The organism is Wolbachia endosymbiont of Tribolium confusum (assembly GCF_020405475.1).
GTDB lineage: Bacteria > Pseudomonadota > Alphaproteobacteria > Rickettsiales > Anaplasmataceae > Wolbachia.
Genome location: NZ_JAIZNT010000001.1, coordinates 178,199 through 196,915, shown reverse-complemented (window position 1 = coordinate 196,915; position 18,717 = coordinate 178,199). Strand labels below are relative to the sequence as shown.

21 protein-coding genes and 1 tRNA gene are annotated in these 18,717 nt (G+C 33.9%); 8 read left to right on the top strand and 14 right to left on the bottom strand.

Features of this window, described 5'->3' with window-relative positions; genetic code table 11:
* The first annotated feature begins 302 nt into the window (after nt 1-302).
* Entirely contained in the window at nt 303-890 is a 588-nt protein-coding gene (locus LEM02_RS00930) for an ankyrin repeat domain-containing protein (RefSeq protein WP_226079333.1), read from the top strand.
* 273 nt (nt 891-1,163) lie between these two features.
* On the opposite strand, the gene tyrS is transcribed toward LEM02_RS00930, so the two are convergent.
* Complete coding sequence (gene tyrS, locus LEM02_RS00925; RefSeq protein ID WP_226079332.1) at nt 1,164-2,426, bottom strand: tyrosine--tRNA ligase; 1,263 nt, start codon at nt 2,424-2,426, stop codon at nt 1,164-1,166.
* Between the two features lie 230 nt (nt 2,427-2,656).
* Nucleotides 2,657-2,974 carry a ribosome silencing factor gene (gene rsfS, locus LEM02_RS00920; RefSeq protein ID WP_226079331.1) on the bottom strand — a complete coding sequence of 106 codons (318 nt, stop codon included), beginning with the start codon at nt 2,972-2,974 and terminating at the stop codon, nt 2,657-2,659.
* Nucleotides 2,975-3,102: 128 nt separating this feature from the next.
* Here rsfS and LEM02_RS00915 point away from each other — a divergent pair, with 128 nt between their 5' ends.
* Genes LEM02_RS00915 through LEM02_RS00905 form a run of 3 tightly spaced genes read left to right on the top strand, consistent with a single transcriptional unit; the run spans nt 3,103 to nt 4,961 of the window.
* Entirely contained in the window at nt 3,103-3,702 is a 600-nt protein-coding gene (locus LEM02_RS00915; protein ID WP_226079330.1) for a hypothetical protein, read from the top strand.
* Nucleotides 3,695-4,183 (top strand): RNA pyrophosphohydrolase, encoded by a 489-nt coding sequence (locus LEM02_RS00910; RefSeq protein ID WP_226079329.1) that lies wholly within the window; start codon nt 3,695-3,697, stop codon nt 4,181-4,183. Before LEM02_RS00915 ends, LEM02_RS00910 begins: the two co-directional genes overlap by 8 nt.
* The gene (locus LEM02_RS00905) at nt 4,173-4,961 is read left to right on the top strand and encodes a TatD family hydrolase (protein ID WP_226079328.1); all 789 of its coding nucleotides are present in this window, start codon (nt 4,173-4,175) and stop codon (nt 4,959-4,961) included. Before LEM02_RS00910 ends, LEM02_RS00905 begins: the two co-directional genes overlap by 11 nt.
* 5 nt (nt 4,962-4,966) lie before the next feature.
* On the opposite strand, the gene mdh is transcribed toward LEM02_RS00905, so the two are convergent.
* The 6 genes from mdh to LEM02_RS00875 are packed head-to-tail and all read right to left on the bottom strand — an operon-like array spanning nt 4,967 to nt 8,671.
* Nucleotides 4,967-5,911, bottom strand: coding sequence for a malate dehydrogenase (gene mdh, locus LEM02_RS00900; protein WP_226079327.1), 945 nt, complete (start codon nt 5,909-5,911; stop codon nt 4,967-4,969).
* A gap of 3 nt (nt 5,912-5,914) precedes the next feature.
* Nucleotides 5,915-6,490, bottom strand: coding sequence for an NADH-quinone oxidoreductase subunit C (locus LEM02_RS00895; RefSeq protein ID WP_226079326.1), 576 nt, complete (start codon nt 6,488-6,490; stop codon nt 5,915-5,917).
* A gap of 1 nt (nt 6,491) precedes the next feature.
* On the bottom strand, nt 6,492-6,998 hold the full coding sequence (locus LEM02_RS00890) for a NuoB/complex I 20 kDa subunit family protein (protein ID WP_226079325.1): 507 nt from the start codon (nt 6,996-6,998) through the stop codon (nt 6,492-6,494).
* Between the two features lie 3 nt (nt 6,999-7,001).
* Nucleotides 7,002-7,355, bottom strand: a complete 354-nt coding sequence (locus LEM02_RS00885) for an NADH-quinone oxidoreductase subunit A (RefSeq protein WP_226079324.1) — start codon at nt 7,353-7,355, stop codon at nt 7,002-7,004.
* Nucleotides 7,356-7,372: 17 nt separating this feature from the next.
* Nucleotides 7,373-7,741: an HIT domain-containing protein gene (locus LEM02_RS00880; protein ID WP_226079323.1), complete on the bottom strand. Its 369-nt coding sequence runs from the start codon at nt 7,739-7,741 to the stop codon at nt 7,373-7,375.
* 3 nt (nt 7,742-7,744) lie between these two features.
* Nucleotides 7,745-8,671, bottom strand: a complete 927-nt coding sequence (locus LEM02_RS00875; protein WP_226079322.1) for a hypothetical protein — start codon at nt 8,669-8,671, stop codon at nt 7,745-7,747.
* 182 nt (nt 8,672-8,853) lie between these two features.
* On the opposite strand from LEM02_RS00875, the gene LEM02_RS00870 reads away from it, so the two are divergent.
* Both LEM02_RS00870 and LEM02_RS00865 read left to right on the top strand, forming a co-directional pair.
* Entirely contained in the window at nt 8,854-10,230 is a 1,377-nt protein-coding gene (locus tag LEM02_RS00870; RefSeq protein WP_226079321.1) for a UDP-N-acetylmuramoyl-tripeptide--D-alanyl-D-alanine ligase, read from the top strand.
* A 48-nt stretch (nt 10,231-10,278) separates the two neighbouring features.
* The gene (locus LEM02_RS00865; RefSeq protein WP_226079320.1) at nt 10,279-11,229 is read left to right on the top strand and encodes a complex I NDUFA9 subunit family protein; all 951 of its coding nucleotides are present in this window, start codon (nt 10,279-10,281) and stop codon (nt 11,227-11,229) included.
* A gap of 8 nt (nt 11,230-11,237) precedes the next feature.
* Here LEM02_RS00865 and LEM02_RS00860 read toward each other — a convergent pair.
* The 4 genes from LEM02_RS00860 to rpmF form a co-directional block, all read right to left on the bottom strand.
* Nucleotides 11,238-11,311 (bottom strand) — tRNA-Arg (locus LEM02_RS00860).
* Between the two features lie 142 nt (nt 11,312-11,453).
* Nucleotides 11,454-12,410, bottom strand: a complete 957-nt coding sequence (locus LEM02_RS00855; RefSeq protein ID WP_226079319.1) for a beta-ketoacyl-ACP synthase III — start codon at nt 12,408-12,410, stop codon at nt 11,454-11,456.
* Entirely contained in the window at nt 12,403-13,440 is a 1,038-nt protein-coding gene (gene plsX / locus LEM02_RS00850; protein ID WP_226079318.1) for a phosphate acyltransferase PlsX, read from the bottom strand. The genes LEM02_RS00855 and plsX overlap by 8 nt, the downstream gene beginning before the upstream one ends.
* Before the next feature lie 8 nt (nt 13,441-13,448).
* Nucleotides 13,449-13,631, bottom strand: coding sequence for a 50S ribosomal protein L32 (gene rpmF / locus LEM02_RS00845; protein ID WP_006014434.1), 183 nt, complete (start codon nt 13,629-13,631; stop codon nt 13,449-13,451).
* Between the two features lie 231 nt (nt 13,632-13,862).
* Here rpmF and LEM02_RS00840 point away from each other — a divergent pair, with 231 nt between their 5' ends.
* Nucleotides 13,863-14,645 (top strand): MlaE family ABC transporter permease, encoded by a 783-nt coding sequence (locus LEM02_RS00840; RefSeq protein ID WP_012481974.1) that lies wholly within the window; start codon nt 13,863-13,865, stop codon nt 14,643-14,645.
* Nucleotides 14,638-15,339 (top strand): ABC transporter ATP-binding protein, encoded by a 702-nt coding sequence (locus LEM02_RS00835; protein ID WP_226079317.1) that lies wholly within the window; start codon nt 14,638-14,640, stop codon nt 15,337-15,339. Before LEM02_RS00840 ends, LEM02_RS00835 begins: the two co-directional genes overlap by 8 nt.
* Nucleotides 15,340-15,619: 280 nt before the next feature.
* Here the strand turns inward: LEM02_RS00835 and ffh are convergent, their stop codons facing one another.
* Together ffh and LEM02_RS00825 are read right to left on the bottom strand one after the other, a co-directional pair.
* Nucleotides 15,620-16,963: a signal recognition particle protein gene (gene ffh, locus LEM02_RS00830; RefSeq protein ID WP_226079316.1), complete on the bottom strand. Its 1,344-nt coding sequence runs from the start codon at nt 16,961-16,963 to the stop codon at nt 15,620-15,622.
* A complete protein-coding gene (locus tag LEM02_RS00825) occupies nt 16,948-18,507 on the bottom strand; it encodes a proton-conducting transporter transmembrane domain-containing protein (protein WP_226079315.1) in 1,560 nt (519 codons plus the stop codon). Before LEM02_RS00825 ends, ffh begins: the two co-directional genes overlap by 16 nt.
* Between the last annotated feature and the right edge of the window lie 210 nt (nt 18,508-18,717).

The following is an 18,717-nucleotide window of genomic DNA, read 5'->3' as shown; positions in this document are numbered from 1 at the left end:
ATCATTTACTAATCTAGCTAGAATTCAAGAATTTCAATGCTTTAGCTATTTTAAGTAGAATTAAATTTACTAGTACAAACAATAAATTACTATTCTTAAATTTGATCAGATTGATTGCAAAAAATAAGATTTGCAATAAGCTGCTTGTATAGTTAGCCTTTCATAGATAGTGATGCAACAAAGCCCGCTGGAATCTAGTTCATATTATATATTTATCTGATAAGTTCCATGTATGTGTAATTTATTTAAATTGACTTCTTATCATATAATTAAATACATTATTGAAAATTAAAGGTAAGGTTATGGCAATGGAAATTTCAAATTGGCACGAATTATTGAGTTTAGTTAATGTTGACAAAGATTTAAGCAAAGATAACGTAATTGAAAAAATACAAAATGAGCTGAAAAGATATTCAAAGGAATATGAAGAGTGGGAAAAGTCTGGCTTTGATATAAATTATGTGTTTAAAGATGGTGAAAAAGCGACTCTTTTGCACTTGGTGGCTTCCTTTAACCTAGAAAATATAGCGAAGGCTCTCATGGAAAAAAGGGCAAATGTTAATGAAAAAGATGTAAAAGGAGATACTCCTTTACATAATACTACTTATCTTGATAGTATAAACATAGCAAACGCTCTCATAGAAAAAGGTGCAGATGTTAATGCAATAAATATATGGAGAAGGACTCCTTTACACTATGCTGCTTTATTTCGCAGTATGGCCATAATAGATGCTCTTGTAGAAAGAGGTGTCAATGTTAATGCAGTAGATATGTGGGGAGAGACTCCTTTATACTATCTTAATTGTCCAGCAATTAAGAAAGGGTGGATTGCCGGTGGAGTAACTGCATTATTAGGTACTGCTATATCTATAGCACTTTTTACAGCCTGAGCAATTACAGCTGAGTCAATACCTATAGTTATAGCAGTAGTTGCAATTACAGCAACAGCACTAATAGTTGGCAATGCTATATATAAATTGTCAAAGCCTGATACTCAAGTTGATAAACCAATCTTAGCAAATCGACAGCAAGAAACTGCTAGCGATAGTAGGGTTGCTTAGCGATTCTGCCACAGTGTCAGCAGCTTCAATGATATCCATTTGTCCCTATAATTGTCTTTTCCCGCCTACCTTATTTTACCACTCTGCTGAACAGATACAAATTCACTTTCTTACTTCACTCACTAAAATTTTAATATGGCGTTTCTTTCCTGCAGACAATTTTATGAATGACTGATCTTTGAAGCTCTCAGAATTTATTATATAGTTAACATCATTTATAGTATTATCATTAACTTTGCATCCATTGCCCTGTATTAAACGCTTTGCCGCACCTTTTGAAGGTTCAAAACCGGTGTCATGAAGCAAGTCTATCAGGAGTATGCCATTTGCAACTTGTTCTCTTGTGATAGTGTAACCAGAAAGCAATGAACTGTCTTCATTTTCAAAAGCAGAGATTGCAGCAGATCGTGCAAGTTTCGCTTCTTTACAACCGTGACATATTTTTGTCACTTCTGTTGCCAAGACCTTTTTTGCTTCGTTTGTTTCTTGATCCTTCAAGGACTCTAGTTTTTTAATTTCATCAATTGATAAATCAGTGAAAAGTCTCAAAAAACGACCAACATCTTGATCATCAACATTGCGAAAATATTGCCAGTAGTCATAGGGCTTTAGCATGCTACCATCAAGCCATACTGCTCCACTTTCAGTTTTGCCCATCTTTTTTCCTTGTGCGTTTAATAAAAGAGGTGTGGTAAGACCAAACAGCTCAGGTAAATTTAACTTTTTGCCAAGTTCAATTCCGTTTACTATATTTCCCCATTGGTCTGACCCTCCAATCTGGAGACGACAGCCATACTTTTTATTCAACTCGACAAAATCATAGGCTTGTAACAACATGTAATTAAACTCGAGAAAGCTTAGATTTTGCTCCCTATCTAGCCTAATTTTCACACTATCAAAGCCTAACATGCGATTTACAGAAAAATGTGCCCCTATATTACGCAAAAAGTCTATATATTTTATGTTATCTAACCAATCTGCGTTGTTTACTATGATTGCACCGATTTTTCCATCATCAAAAGATATCATTTTCTCGAGGGTTTTCTTTATACCAATTATATTTTGATTGATATCTTCTATCGGCAAGACGCTTCTTGCTTTGTCTTTGCCAGATGGGTCACCAATTTTTGTTGTGCCACCTCCAAGTAGAACTATTGGCTTATAACCAAATTTTTGTAGGTGGCGGAGCATCATAATTTGAATGAGACTACCAATATGCAAACTTGGTGCCGTACAATCAAACCCAATGTATGCAATTATATAATTATCTTGTGATAATAGCTGGTCTAACCCTTCAATGTTTGTACATTGATATAGGTATCCTCTTTCTTGAATGAAGTTTAAAAACTCGGATTTATGTTTCATAATATGTTATTTTGTGTGTAAACGGTGTTGTTAACGATGGCGTCATTCCAGTGCTTGACGCTGGAATCCAGTTTATTATGAAATTTCATCAAAAATGTTGTATAGTGTGCTCGTTTATGATTAAGTTTTCTAGATTCCAGTGTCAAGCACTGGAATGACACCACCAACTTCATAAGAGTTGCCTTCAAAATTACAACATTTGAGCAAGTGTATACCAGCTACCTGGATAATCAATTCCATAACTCTTCTATCTTATAATATTCTCTTACTTCTGGCCTGAATAGGTGAACCATTATACCTTGAAAATTCACAATCACCCAGTTACCTTCATCCATACCTTCTACATCTATTTTATCATATTGTTTGAGATTTTTCATCACGTGCTCAGCTAATGCTTTTACATGGCGGCTCGAATCACCGGATGCAATGATCATATATTTTGCAATGACAGTTTTATTCTGCACATCAAAAGTAACTATATCTTGACCTTTGTTTTGATCTATTACATCTGCAATTGTATTTTTTATTGATTCTGTATCACCATTCATTATTCTAAATTATATAATTTATCTGTAATTATACACTCAAAATTTCTGAATATGAACTATTTTTGATATGTTTCTAGTGTAACGTTTATAATACATATATTTGTAATATATGATAGTTTTCTGATGGTATGATCATTTACTTAATCGGATTTTCGGGTAGTGGCAAACTTACGATTGCAAAAGAGCTGTGTAATATTATTGACGGGGTGATAGTAGACAATAACCTGTTTAATAATATCATATTTGATATTATTGATTTCAGAAACGTTGAGGTTACAAGTGAAATATGGGAAAAAATTTTTGTGATTAGAGAGAATATGTTAGCAATATTGGAAAAATACCATATAGAATCAAAGCATTATATATTTACAAACGAATTGATAAAAGGTGATTCCTATGATCAAAAAGTATACAACTCAGTGGTGAATTTAAGTAAAAAAATGAACGTGGAGATTCTCCCTGTGGTGTTATATTGTAATAGTGGAGAACTAGTAAAGCGCGTTCAATTAAAGGAAAGAGAGCAGGAGAGAAAAATTACTGATTCAGATTTTGCTATGAGAAGAATTAAAGGAAAGAAACTATTTGTGCCTCAAGGTTCACTTGAAATTGATAACTCAAACCTAAGCGCGAAGGAAGTTGCAAAAAAAATTGTTGAAAGAATGAATGGTAAAAAAGTAGTTGAAACTTCTATGATAGATAATTTAGTAACAGAGAATATTTGTGGTTAGCCAGGAGAAAGAGTATCGCCCTTGTGTTGGCATAATGCTATTTAACAAACAGGGGAATATTTTTATTGGAAAACGCTTTGATAGTGACTCTTATTGGCAGATGCCGCAAGGGGGAGTTGACGATGGTGAAGAGCTAGAGCAGGCAGCGCTACGTGAGCTATTGGAAGAAGTTGGTACTGATAAAGCAGAAATTGTGGCTAAAAATAAAGAGTGGATACACTATAACTTACCTGAGGAAGTTATACCAACATGCTGGAATGGGAGATATTCTGGCCAAAAGCAAAGATGGTTCTTAATGAAATTTTGTGGGAAGGATAAGGATATTAATATTAACTATACTGATCATCCAGAGTTCAAAGAGTGGCGTTGGCAAAATGTGGATGATTTGGTAGCCAGTGCCATACCGTTCAAAAAAGAAGTTTATAAAAAAGTGATAGAAGAGTTTTCTTCTATCATAAAAGGATCTATTTATGATAGTTGATTCTCATTGTCATCTAATTTATTTTTCTGATGATGAAATACCAAAGGTAATTTCAAGGGCAGAGCAAAATGGTGTGAAGATTTTGCATAACATATGCATAAGCATTGATGATATTCCTAAGTTATTAAAAATCTCTTCATCTTATGATCAAGTCTACTACTCCGTTGGCGTACATCCGCTTGATGCTAATGTAGAAAATGGTGAGTGTATACGTGTTGATGAATTAGTTGAATTTGCCAAGAATCAAAAGGTAATTAGTATCGGTGAAACCGGATTAGATTTTTATAAATCTGATAACAAAAGCAATCAAAAAAAAAGTTTTGCATCACATATAGAAGCGGCAAAAGTAACAGGATTACCTTTAGTTATTCACACTAGAAATGCTGATAGTGAGATGATTGATATGTTAAATTCAGAAATGAAGAAGGACGCTTTTAGTGGAGTAATGCATTGCTTTGCTTCTTCTAAGGAGCTTGCTTATAAAGCTATGGACTTGGGATTATACATTTCATTTTCTGGAATTATTACTTTTAAAAATGCGAGCTTACTCAGAGAAATTGCACAAAATGTACCACGTGAACGTGTTTTAGTTGAAACTGATGCACCTTATCTATCTCCTGAGCCTTACAGAGGAAGAAAAAATGAACCGGCAATGGTGAAATATGTTGTGAATTATTTAGCAGAATTATGGAATGAATCGCCGGAACAAGTAGCAAAAATAACTACAAATAATTTTTTTGGGCTGTTTACAAAACTTGAGCTCAAAGAAATTCTATAAAGCAATTAACTTAGCTGACAAAGCTCTTTCACTGCATTTACAGATTTATTGAACATCTCTTGTTCATTATCATCCATCTTAACTTCTAGAATCTTTTCAACTCCGTTTTTGCCAATAATAGTAGGAACACCGATGAATAAGTCTTTCACACCATATTCACCACTGAGATAAGCAGCGCATGGTAATATACGCCTTTTGTCTTTTAAGTATGACTCTAGCATGCATATGGCTGAAGATGCAGGAGCATAGTATGCAGATCCAGATTTGAGTAAATCAACTATTTCTTTTCCACCATTACGAGTGCGCTCAACTATTTCATCAACTTTTCCTCGCGTAATCAAACCCATCTCAATGATTTGGGTAAGTGGAATGCCAGCAATTGAAGCATAATTGATTAGTGGTACCATAGTGTCACCATGTCCTCCAAGCACAAAAGCAGATACATCTTCGACAGAAATATTTAACTCACTTGCAAGAAAATAACGAAAACGAGCAGAGTCAAGCACTCCTGCCATACCAATAATCATATTAGTTGGCAGGCTTGAAGATTTGTATACTACTGAAACCATAGCATCTAAAGGATTGGTAACCACTATTACAAATGCGTTTGGAGAATGTTTTTTAATATTTTCCCCAACCTCTTTCATTACTGCAGCATTAGTTTGCAGAAGGTCATCTCTGCTCATTCCAGGTTTTCTGGCAATGCCAGCAGTTATTATAATTGCGTCAGAGTTTTTTATATCTTCATACCTATTTGTACCAGTAATATTGACATTAGATCGATCAATAGGAGATGATTCTGTAATGTCAAGCGCTTTACCTTGTGGTATTCCATCGCTGACATCAAGCAAAATAACATCTCCTAGCTCTCTTAGTGCAATCATATGGGCAAGAGTCCCACCGATGTTTCCTGCACCAATCAAAGATATTTTTTTTCTTTGTGCTGTCATTTTCTACTCCTTTATATTTACTTTTGTGGCTTTACTACCTTCCCAAGGGGATAAGCTGTCAAACATACGAAAATCTTGTGGTAAGTCTATAGGATTATATACAACCTTTTTTGCCTCTATATCGTATCTTACTTCCTCGTAGCCAGTGAGAGGAAAATCTTTTAACATTGGATGACCTTTGAATCCATAATCCGTTAAAATCCTACGTAAATCTGGGTGATCAGAAAACTCTATTCCATACATATCAAATACTTCACGCTCAAACCACGAAGCTGCGTTAAATATCTTTGCTACACTTAGAGGTATATCACCTTCACATAACTGAAGCTTTATGTGCACTCTGATATTGTGTACAACGCTGAGCAAATTGTATATTAGCTCGAAACGTTTTTCTCTATCTGGGTAATCAACTCCAAAAACGTCAACTAATAATTCAAGCCTACACTTTTCATCATCACGTAGAAAGAGTAAGTGATTTTCAATGTCATTCAAAGCTGAATATATTACAATAGTATCATCATTTTTCTGAATACATTCACATTTAGTCTTTTTTTGTATGTATTTTGCAGTTTTATCCATGCTATATATTTTTAGTTCGTTTTATTTTATTTTGTAGACATAGCATTCCATATAGCAACGCCTCAGCAGTTGGAGGGCATCCAGGAACATACACATCAACTGGTACAATTCTATCGCAACCACGGACTACTGAGTAAGAATAATGATAATAACCACCACCATTTGCACAACTTCCCATAGAAACGACATATTTGGGATCCGCCATTTGATCATAAACTTTACGCAATGCTGCTGCCATTTTATTAGTGAGTGTGCCAGCAACAATCATAACATCTGCTTGCCTTGGGCTTGCACGAAAGATCATGCCATATCTATCAAGATCATAACGACTGGATGCAGTATGCATCATCTCTACTGCACAACATGCAAGACCAAATGTCATTGGCCACAATGAGCCAGACCTTGCCCAGTTCATTATATAATCTATTAAGTCGCCAAATTTAGTGATAAGAAAACCTTCTTTTTTGTAACGATTCCAGTCGCCATTAGATAGAATTTGATTTGTCATAAACTACTCCCACTCTAACGCACCTTTACACCACTCATAGACAAAGCCTATAGTAAGTATTGCAAGGAATATTATCATAGACCAAAATCCGCAATAGCTTATTTTAGATAAAGAAACAGCCCAAGGGAAAAGAAAAGCAATTTCTAAATCGAATATTATGAACAATATTGCAACTAAGTAAAATTTTATGTCGAAACTTTTTCTGGCTCTTGATAAAGGATTAAAGCCACACTCATATGTAGAAAGCTTTTCACCATCTGGGTTACTGACTGCAAGAAACATAGGTAATACACCTAAAGTAAAGGATACTACAATTGATACACAGATAAAAATTAATATGGTTAAATATTCACTCATTTAAAAAACATATAACACTATGAATTTACATGCTTTCCTAATCTTTTACCACCTAAAATATGCATGTGAAAGTGCGGTACAACTTGTTCTCCATCTTTACCGTGGTTAGTAACTAACCTATATCCTGTTTTTTCCAAAGTATATTTATGCGTTATCTCTCTTATAGTTTTAAAAAAACCTACTATCTCCTCTGCAGAAGCATTTAGGATAAAATCATCGTATGAAGTATATTGATTTTTTGGTATAACTAAAATGTGAATTGGTGCATCAGGATACTTATCATGAAAAGCCAGTACACTCTCATTTTCATATACCTCCTCACAAGATAATTCGCCTCTTAGTATTCGAGCAAAGATGTTATTGCTATCATAAACTTCATTGCTCATATTTTAAGAGCGACCTTTTCCTTCATCTCCTTTTGTAGATGGTGTAGATAACGGCTTTATTGCTTCACCAAAGGAAACATCTTCAAAATTTAAAATACTTCCAAGCTCCCTTGCTTGTTCCTTTACCTGCTGTTCTCTTGAGAAAGATTGCACTTTACTCGCCTTTCCAGCAATAACTTCTGGCTGTAGATGATACATTTCCCGGGGATTAGTCATATTATTTTGAACAATAATTTCATTATTAGGTTCTGCAGTATTTAACGACTTTTTAGGCACCACAGTCTCTGATGATTTTTTAAGTGGTATTGCAGTTTCTGACAACCTGTTACCATATTCTCGATATAACTTTTCTGCAATACCATACAGCAATTTTCGGTCCGTGTGACGTTCCAACTCTCCACCAGTAATTTTTGCCAGCTTCTTAAGGTCGCCGTCAACTTTCTGTTTAATTTGTTCAATAATAAGCCCTTTTATCTCCTCTGGACTCTTTCCTTTGTTTTCAGAAGCATTTTTAATTTCTTTGGTAATTTCCTCAACATCAACTTCAATTATAACTTTGTTTTCTTCTCTGAAAACATCTATATTTGGCAAGACTTCCTTTATTTGACCCAATTGTTTTGGGCTTAAGTGTGATACATCGCCTACAAGCGTTCTTGATGCTAAAAATTTTATTTTCCCATCCTTATAGCTTATTATTTCTATACCAAGATTCTCACTAGCTTTTGTGGTTTCTATAGGTGGGTCATATTTCTCTTCTTCTTTAGGTACATCACTCACAGCCTTTTTTAATGAAACTTTAGCATCATGCTTCATTTCATCAATTGAAGCAAACGGTTTCTTTATAGGATAAATAAGTGCTTTAGGCACAAGAAAAAACACGCCTTTTATCTTAGCCAAAATAGACTTTTTATTTGACTCATCTTTTGCCATACATACCTCCAAGTCACTTTCTACAATCAGATAGTAAAATACACAACTATAGACGAAAATATTTAAGCTTGTATATCTATTATAAGATGAAATTATAGAGATAGCAATCATTATTTGTACATTACCAAAGTATGTAGTATTTTTGCTGCTTTTCTTGTTCAAATTACCTTTAAAGATAAATTATGTTAAAATGGAACGCAAATAATATTATTGATGCTACTGGCGGAAGAGGGGAGGGTGTTTGTAATTCGGTATATAGCTCAAATATTTCAACGGATACAAGAAGCATAAAAAAAGGTGATTTATTTATTGCTCTCAAGGGAAAGAAATTTGATGGGCATGATTTTCTACATGAAGCATTTTTAAAAGGAGCTGTTGCTGCGGTAGTAAGCGAAGATAAATATAGAAATTTTCCTCTAATTATTGTGCAAGATACTCTAAAAGCTTTGCATAATATGGCATCATATTACATTAGAAATGTTCTTGTTAATGCTAAAGTTATCACAATTACAGGTAGTGTTGGGAAAACCACTACAAAAGATATGCTTAACACTGTTTTGTTGCATTATGGAGTATCTCATGTAAATGAAGGTAACTTGAATAATAATATAGGATTACCTTTTACGATTCTAAAAGCGCCAGAAGACTGCCAGTACTTAATCCTTGAAATAGGAATGAGTAGAGCTGGTGAAATAAAAGAGTTATCGGAGATTAGCAATCCGGATATTGCAGTTATTACCAACATTGAACCTGCGCATGTTGAAAATTTTTCATCTCTACTTGATATTGCACAAGCGAAATTAGAAATTCTACATGGTATGAAAAATAATGGTACTTTGGTTTTGAATAAGGATAATAAACATTATGATTATCTTTTATCAAATGCTGACAGAAATGTAGTGAGCTTTGGTAAGAATGAAAGTGCTACTGTTCGTTTGTTAGACCTAATAAGAAACGATAGCGGTATAAATTTAAAAATTAAACCGCACAACGGTCAAATTATAAACTGTAATTTACACGTACGGGGTGAGCATTTTACATACTCTGCATTAGTTGTGACAGCAGTTGTGCAAAGTCTAGGACTTGATTTATCGAAATTACCACTAGCACTTGAGAATTTTACTGTAACAGAAGGTAGAGGCAATGTTCATCAAGCTAAATACAATGGAAAATTAGTACATTTGATTAACGACTCCTATAATGCTAACCCTACTTCAATGAAGGCTGCAATAAGAACTTTAGGTACATATTCTAATTTAAGAAAAGTGGCACTACTCGGCGATATGTTAGAACTTGGTAATGAAAGCATAGTATTTCATACAGAATTGCTTGACTCTATAGTAGAACAAAATGTGAATAAAGTTCATACAGTTGGTAAACTTATGTTAGAATTGAATAAACTTTTACCGGAGAATATAAAAGGCATGCATTTCGATGATTCTAACCAATTGAAAAGTAATTTAGCTAATATTGTTCAAGGTAATGATGTAATTTTAGTTAAAGGTTCTCATGGAATGAGAATGGACCTTATAGTGCAGGAATTCACAATAGAATATTAAATAAAACTATTGTATTAATTTAAAGTTAAGTTATTGGAAGTTTTAACTGTGATAAAACGTATAGTTATTTTTGGTGGAACGGGATTTATAGGAAAACACATCGTAAGACGCTTGGCAGCGGCGAGGTATTTAATAAGAATATTTACTCGTGATCAGGAAAAAGCTGCTTGTCTGAAGTTATGTGGAAATTTAGGACAAATATCAATAATTGAAGGAGATTTTTTTAATGAAAAGTCAATTTTAGAAAGTATGGAGGGGTGTGATGTTGTTATAAATTTAGTAGGAATACTATATGAGACAAGAAAGCACGATTTCTATGACGTTCATGTTGGAGTAGCTGAAAGAATAGCAAAAGCTGCACAAATAAAAAGTGTATACATGATGATACATTTTTCTGCCATGGGAATAGAAAATAGTAAGCTGTCAAGATACGCCCAAAGTAAATTAGAAGGTGAAAAAGCTGTAGCTTCAGCATTTCAGGGAGCAATAATAATTAAGCCAAGTCTTGTATTTGGTAAAGAAGATAGTTTCTTCAATAAATTTGCAAGATTAGCAACAATTCTTCCTTTTTTGCCGTTAATCGGTAGTGGAATAACGAAGTTTCAGCCGATATGTGTAACAAACTTAGCTGAAGTGGTATATCGTATTATCAGTTTTAATAAGCAAGATAAAAAAATTTATAATATAGGTGGACCAAAAGTTTACTCTTTTAAAAGCTTATTAAAGTTTATTCTGAATGTTACTAACAGAAAGTGTTTACTGATCAATTTATCTTTTCCAATGGCAAGATTGATAGCTTTCTTCTTAGAAAGTAAAGTTGTTTCTGTGCTGTTAAAACCTATAACTGGAGATGCAAGCCCTATACTTACTCGAGATCAGGTGAAAGTTATGATGAGTAGTTCAATCGAAAAGTCAGATGATCTCGAAACAATGAAAATTAGACCACTAGCAATTGAAAATGTGGTACCAGAATACTTGAAAATTTATAGAAAGCATTGATAGAAGAATGTGCCCGGTAGGATTTGAACCTACGACCCACAGCTTAGAAGGCTGTTGCTCTATCCAACTGAGCTACGGGCACACATCATATATAAAATGCTTCTTAGTACACGTGAAGTCAAGTATTTCTTGTGAATATAATGTTTGTGATAATATCTCAAAACTTTGTCAGTACAGCATGTAACGATAAAACTGAGAAAAAAGAAGCGTGGGTAATAGGAAGTCTAATAGCGCAATAACACAGAACCCCAGGCTAAACCTGCACCTATTGAAATCAGCAATATCAGATTTCCTGACTTTATTTTTGATTCTTGTACTGCATAGTCTAAGGCTAGTGGAATTGACGCTGCTGAGGTGTTTGCATGCTTATCAACTGTATTAATTACTTTTTCTATAGGAAAATCTAATTTCTTTACTACTGCTTCAATAATGCGAATGTTTGCTTGATGGGGAATTAACCAGTCAATATCAGTAATCTTCAAACTATTGCATTTTAGAGTTTCCTCTACTGAGGCTGTCAATTTCTCTACTGCATGTTTAAACACTTCTCTTCCATTCATAAGTATCTTTCCAGAATCACAAGTAGAGGATATTCCTCCGTTTGTACATAATAAGTCCACATTGCCATCAGAGTGTAAGTTTGTTGATATAATGCTACTGCTACTCATTTCTGATTTCATTATCACTGCACCAGCACCATCACCAAAGAGTACACAAGTTGACCTATCTTCCCAATCAACAATCCTAGACATTATTTCAGCACCAATAACAAGCGCGTATTTAATTCTATCGTTAGACTTTATAAGTGAATCAGCAACTGTAACTGCATATATAAAACCAGAGCATGCTGCCTGTACATCAAAAGCAAATGCGTTTTTACACTTTAATTTACTTTGTATAATCGTTGCACAGCTAGGAAAAGTTTTGTCAGGTGTTGTTGTTGCAACTATGATCAAACCAATTTCATCTATTGAAATTTTCGCTTTTTCTATAGCATTTTTCGCTGCATTTACAGCTAGATCTGACGTTAATTCTCCTTCATCTGCTATATGTCTTTGAACTATTCCTGTTCTTTGCCTTATCCATTCATCGTTTGTTTCAACTATCGATGCAATTTCGTTATTACTCAAAATTTTTTTTGGTAGGTAAGAACCAGTGCTCAATATGAAACTTTTATTCAATATGACTTACCCCGTTAATTATCTTCTGGTTCAAATTTTCACTGATTGCATTTACTGCAAATTTTATAGCGTGAGCAAAAGAAATAGCATCAGAATTTCCGTGGCTCTTTATAATGATACCATTTAGCCCTAAAAACATAGCTCCACTTCTAATTTTAGGATTAAAACGCTCTAATGTTTTATTTAGCTTGGGTTTCAACAATATGCCGACAAGCATTTTTGTCATCCATGAATTAAATACTTCCTGTTTTATTAGATTGATAAAAGTACCAGCAGTTGCCTCAGCTGTCTTGAGCATTACATTACCAACAAAACCATCAGCAACAATTACGTCTATATTACCATCTAAAAATTCACTTGCCTCTATATATCCTTTGAAGTTAATACTTGGAGCATTTTTGAGTAACTCAAAAGCTCCTCTTACTGAGTCAGTACCTTTCACTTCCTCTGTACCAATGTTTAGCAAAGCGACTTCAGGATTTTCAACTTTTAATGCTATTTTTGCAAATATACTCCCCATTAATGCAAATTGAAATAATGAGTCAGTATTACAGTCAACATTTGCGCCAAGATCAAGCAATGCAAAGCTTTTTGTCTTAGTTGGACAGACAGATGCAATAGCCGGACGATAGATATTGGGTAATGTTCCTAAAATAAATCTGGAGATAGCCATCAATGCTCCAGTGTTGCCTGAAGACACCATCCCAAAAGCTTTACCTTTTTTCACTGCTTCAACAGCTGCCTTCATACTTGAATCTTTGCGATGTCTAAGTGCAAAAGAGGGTTTATCATTTGGAAGAACATTATCAGAGCAATGGGTAAATTCGGAGTTATCGCTTACTTTTTTGTATTTTGAAAGCAAAGGAGATATTTCTTTCTGATCTCCATAAATATGAAAAAAAACTTCAACACCTGGGTCAACAAGATTATCCAAGAAAAAACTAGCACCCTGAATTACGGAAAGAGGTGCAAAATCCCCTCCCATAGCATCAAGTGCGATAACTATGTTGTTGTTAACCGTGGGTAACATATCATGAGTTACTCCGCCTTTTGTTTAATGAAAACACGTTTTCCTTTGTAACTATTGTCAACTGCTATGTTGTGAGGCAACATGAATTCTCCAGTTGTTGCACATACCACAATATTCTTAGGCTTAATAGCATGATGAGAACGATGCATATTACGCCTTGACTTTGACTTTTTTCTCTTCGGAACTGCCAAAACTTACTCCAATTCAATTATATAACACAATTTATTAGTAGCATGTTTTTTACAAGAAGTAAATAGCGAAATAAGTAAGGTTTTCTTATACAATTCACTCTTATAAACTTAAACTCAAGCATTTTGATCAAAGTATATTGAACTTAAGACATATCTTGACTATACTCTGGCGAAGTTAATAAAAATTTTAATAAAATCAGTAAAACTAATTTTAGCTAAGATAAATGTAAAGTGAGTTCCTTTAATATAGACAGCGTTAGAATAATCGGTAGATGCTTTATGAACTTTCTGTTGAGGATTGGTAACGCATTTGTATTTTTTATTCAATCTCTATACCACTGCTTTATTCCTCCATATTATTTTAGCAATGTGGCAAGACAAATTATAGAGATAGGCTTTTTCTCTTTGCCAATTGTTGGGCTCACTGGAGTTTTTATAGGAGCAGTGATAGTTTTACAGAGTAGCTTAAGTGGTATATTGATTAATCAAGAACAAGTAGTACCTAAACTTGTTACGATCACTATCATTAAAGAGTTAGGGCCAGTTTTGATCAGCTTAATAATGGTAGGAAAGGTTGGGTCCTCAATTGCAGCAGAAATTGGCACGATGCGCATCACTGAACAAATAGATGCACTTACAACTTTGGACATCAATCCTTTCAAATATTTAATTGTACCAAGAATTCTAGCGTCAGTTATAGTATTTCCAATACTTACAGTATGTGCAGATCTAATAGGAATATTTGGAGGGTATGTCACCGCAGTCTTTGAATTTAACCACAATTTAAATATATACATAAAATATACAGCTCAATTCTTTAATATGTACGATTTTATTGTTGGGCTAATGAAAGCGACTGCTTTTGGCGCCATAATTTCTGTTTCAAGTTGTTATTACGGTTACCATTGTAGGGAAGGTGCACGAGGAGTAGGTATTGCAACAACATCAACTGTTGTTATATCTTCTATATTGATAATTTTAGCAAATTACTTAATTACTTTAATACATGCATAGCCCCATAATATCAATATTGAATCTAAGCTTATCCTTTGATGATAGAACGATATTAAACAAAATAACTTTCAATATATCGCAAGGAGAATCATTAGTCATACTTGGCGGCTCAGGAAGTGGTAAATCTGTATTAACAAAAATAATTATTGGATTACTGACACCAGACTCAGGGTCTATTAAAATAAATAGTAAAAGCAAAAATAAATTTGGAGTCTTATTTCAAAATTCCGCTTTGTTTGACTACGTTACAGTGTGGGAAAATATATCTTTTAATTATAAAAAACGCTTTAATATCAGCATAAAGGAGGCAAAACGCCTAGCAATCGAGAAGTTAAATGACGTTGGACTGGAAGAAAACATAGCAGAAATGTTTCCAGTAGAACTATCAGGTGGAATGAAGAAAAGAGTGGCACTTGCAAGAGCAATTGCACACAACCCAGAAATTATTGTATTGGATGAGCCAACTTCAGGATTAGACCCAATCATGTCAGATGTAGTAAACGAGATAATAATAAAATTATCTAAAGATCTTCGCCCTACAATTATCACAATTACACATGATATTCATAGTGCATTTAAAATAGCTGACAAAATAGCAGTATTATATGAAGGGGAGATCATTTTTCACGGAACTGTTCAGGAAATACAAAATACTAAGAACGAATATATAAAAAAATTCATTCATTGTATATAGCTATAGGCTTACAAGCGATATTGTAGATGCTACAACTAGCCTGACTTGAGCTTACCGACAACCGTTGTTCTATTACTCGTGTAGCGTTAAGGCAGTGTTATGTGTTAACTATAAAACGACACATTAAATATAGCTAAAGTAACTTATATCATGTTTTTATTATTATGCTAATTTCAACTACATAATAAACAAGATTTGTTATTTTATGTCAAAATAATATACTTCACTACTCAACAACAATTACAATTGATGATTTTATTTGATTCTACTACCTATTGACTTACTTTCTGCTCAGCATATCCATGAAATCAGATTCTTTGAGTTTACTATGGTCAACTTTACTGAACTTATTCACCATAGAGCTCATTTGATTATACTGCTTAATTAGAAGATTAACGTCAGTTACACTTGTTCCGGATCCCTTAGAAATTCTAAGTCTTCTTTTGCCATTTAAAATATCTGGATTTTGCCTTTCTTTTTCGGTCATTGAGTTTATGATGGCTATGTATTTTTTCACTTTATTGTCATCTGGCACACTGCTACTTAGCTTTTTTGTGAATGAACTAGGGATGAATTTCATTATGTTGCTAATACCATCCATTTTACTCAGAGTTTTTAACATTCCCACTAGGTCGTTTAGGTCGAATTTACCCTTTTTTACTTTCTTTTGTAACTTATCAATTTCTTCCTGACCAACAATCTCAGCAGCTTTTTCAACCAATGATACAACATCACCCATGCTAAGTATCCTTTTTGCAATTCTATCGGGATAAAAATCATCGAGGTCACTTAATTTTTCACCACAAGCAATAAATTTAATTGGACAATTGGCGATCATTTTCATAGAAAGAGCAGCACCACCACGTGCATCACCGTCAACACGGGTGAGAATAATGCCGGTTACACCTATTACCTCATTGAATGATTTGGCAATGTTGACCGCATCCTGGCCTATCATTGCATCGGCTACTAAAATAACTTCTGCAGGTGAAGCTATTTCCTTTACGACTTTCAACTCATTCATCATATTATTGTCAATATGAAGCCTGCCTGCGGTGTCTAGTATTAATACATCATAATTATCGTTCTTTGCTGCTGCTAGTGCCCTTTTTGTAATTGCAATAGGCCCTTCATTTATTACTATAGATAAAGTTTGTACGTCTATTTGTTTACCCAGCACCTCAAGTTGTTTCTGGGCAGCAGGCCTATAAATGTCTAAAGAGGCAAGCATCACTTTTTTCTTTTGCTTTTTTAGTTTTAAAGCAAGCTTTCCTGAGGTAGTTGTTTTACCTGCACCTTGTAAGCCCACCATCATAATCACAGCAGGGGGTTTAGTTGCTAGGTTTAAGTCGCTTTTCTCTGATCCGAGAACTGCAACTAAATTATCCTGCACAATTTTGATTATCATTTGCGCTGGGGAAACACTTTTTATGACTTTTTCCCCAATCACTTTATCTTTAATGTCGTTGATGAATTTTTTTGCAACTTCAAGTGAAACGTCAGCTTCAATTAAAGCTATACGTATTTCACGCATGGCAAGATTAAAATCATCTTCAGAAATGATTGACTTTCCTCTCAGTTTACTAAATACAGAATTTAAACTTTCAGTTAACGATTTAAACATAATAGCATTAGTAGAATACTCATTAAAAAGAGAGAAGAAGCTGAAACAAAACTCACTGAGTTATAACCCAGCACTTCTTTAAGTTTAGTAATATTATTAAAGTATAAACCAGTAAGTGAATTAGTCAAGTTTTGCACTACGCTGGCAAGCATTTCTCTAGTTTTAGAGACTAACTGATTGAACAGCAAGACAATATAGGATATGAAAACTCTAAAAATCCAATCAACATCCATTTTAAAATTTACTCTCGGGTAAAATAACTTGCGTAAAGGAATAAACAATAAAGTGGTACATAGTAACAAATTAAATTGCGACAAAATATTTTTTGTGTTGTACACAAAATCGAAAATCGAAGGTTTATTGTAAATAGGTAAGTAAGGATTGCCAGCGATTACGCATATAAATGCTAAAACAATCATGGTCATTTTGCCTCCCCTCTCTGCTAAAGGTTTTGACTTACTTTTTGCAATAAATAAGTAATAAAGAAACTTTAGCCCAACGCTTAAATGAAGCAGCAAATTTAGAACCTTATATAAATTTTTGTACCCTTTTAAGGCAACAGTGTTCATTTCAATTTCAGCTGTGATATATGATTTACTGATAAATCCAACGGTTCCAGGAAATGCAGCCATTGTAAGTATTGCGATTATAGCACACATGCCTTCCACTGACATCAGTTTACCCACTCCATTAAAACTAATTGTTTTTGTTTGTAAAATAATCGAATTACTGACCACAAACAATAATGATTGATAAACAAGAGAGAAGATTATATGCAGTATCAAAATTGGTATTGCTTTTTCCGAAGGACTGAGCAAACTTCCTGCAATAATCAGCAAGCCCATTTGTCCTACAACGTTATAGCATAAAAATCTGCGAATATTTTGCTCAAGAGAAGCAAATATAATACTGTAAATTGCAGTGATGGCGCCTACAAGCGCTAATATTTCAGTACAATCTTGCCATAGGTTATAAGTGTGTAAAAGCATCACTAAAAAAGAGACTTTAGTGGTAAATAAAGAGAGATATGTGGTGCCATGTAGCGATGCAGCAGGATATGCATCAACAACCCAAAATGAAAAAGGAAAACAAGCGCAGTTTATCAATAAACCCAAAATTATCAGGTTAGTGCTTTGAAGTGCCAATCCTGCTATTAATATAACTCCAACGAAAAAGTGTACACAAGCGTACCTTATTGCAGGTTCACTATCTCTACAGCCAGCTGCGATAGTAAGAAATGCACTGATGGTCATTAATTCACAGAATATTATAACCAATATCATATGTTCAGATAAAACTGCATAAAGTGAACTAATAGTGTAAGCAGCAAAAGATAGCATCTCTGAAAAAGTCAAATTTTGTGCTGGTAGAACAGCTAAAAATGCAACTGATAAAAAAGATATTAGTATGGTACGAAAAGATAAATCAAAATTTAGAACTGGATGAGAGCAATTCAGTGTAGTACCTAAATTTTCAGGTAATATTAGGACTATCACTATTAATGTAGTCAATAGAAATAGCAATAAAAATTTATAAAGTTGCACAATGATGTAAAACAGTATGGTTTATGCTACCTCAACATACAAATAAAATCAATTTGCATATTAACCACTAGTTAAGCTAATTACCATATAATTATATCAGGGTTTAGAGGGTTATAGAGAAACCGGTCAGATTAGTTTTTTAATCTAATCTGACCGATAGCTTTAATAGTGAGGTAAGCTTTAATATAGCACTCCTAATTCACAGTGCTA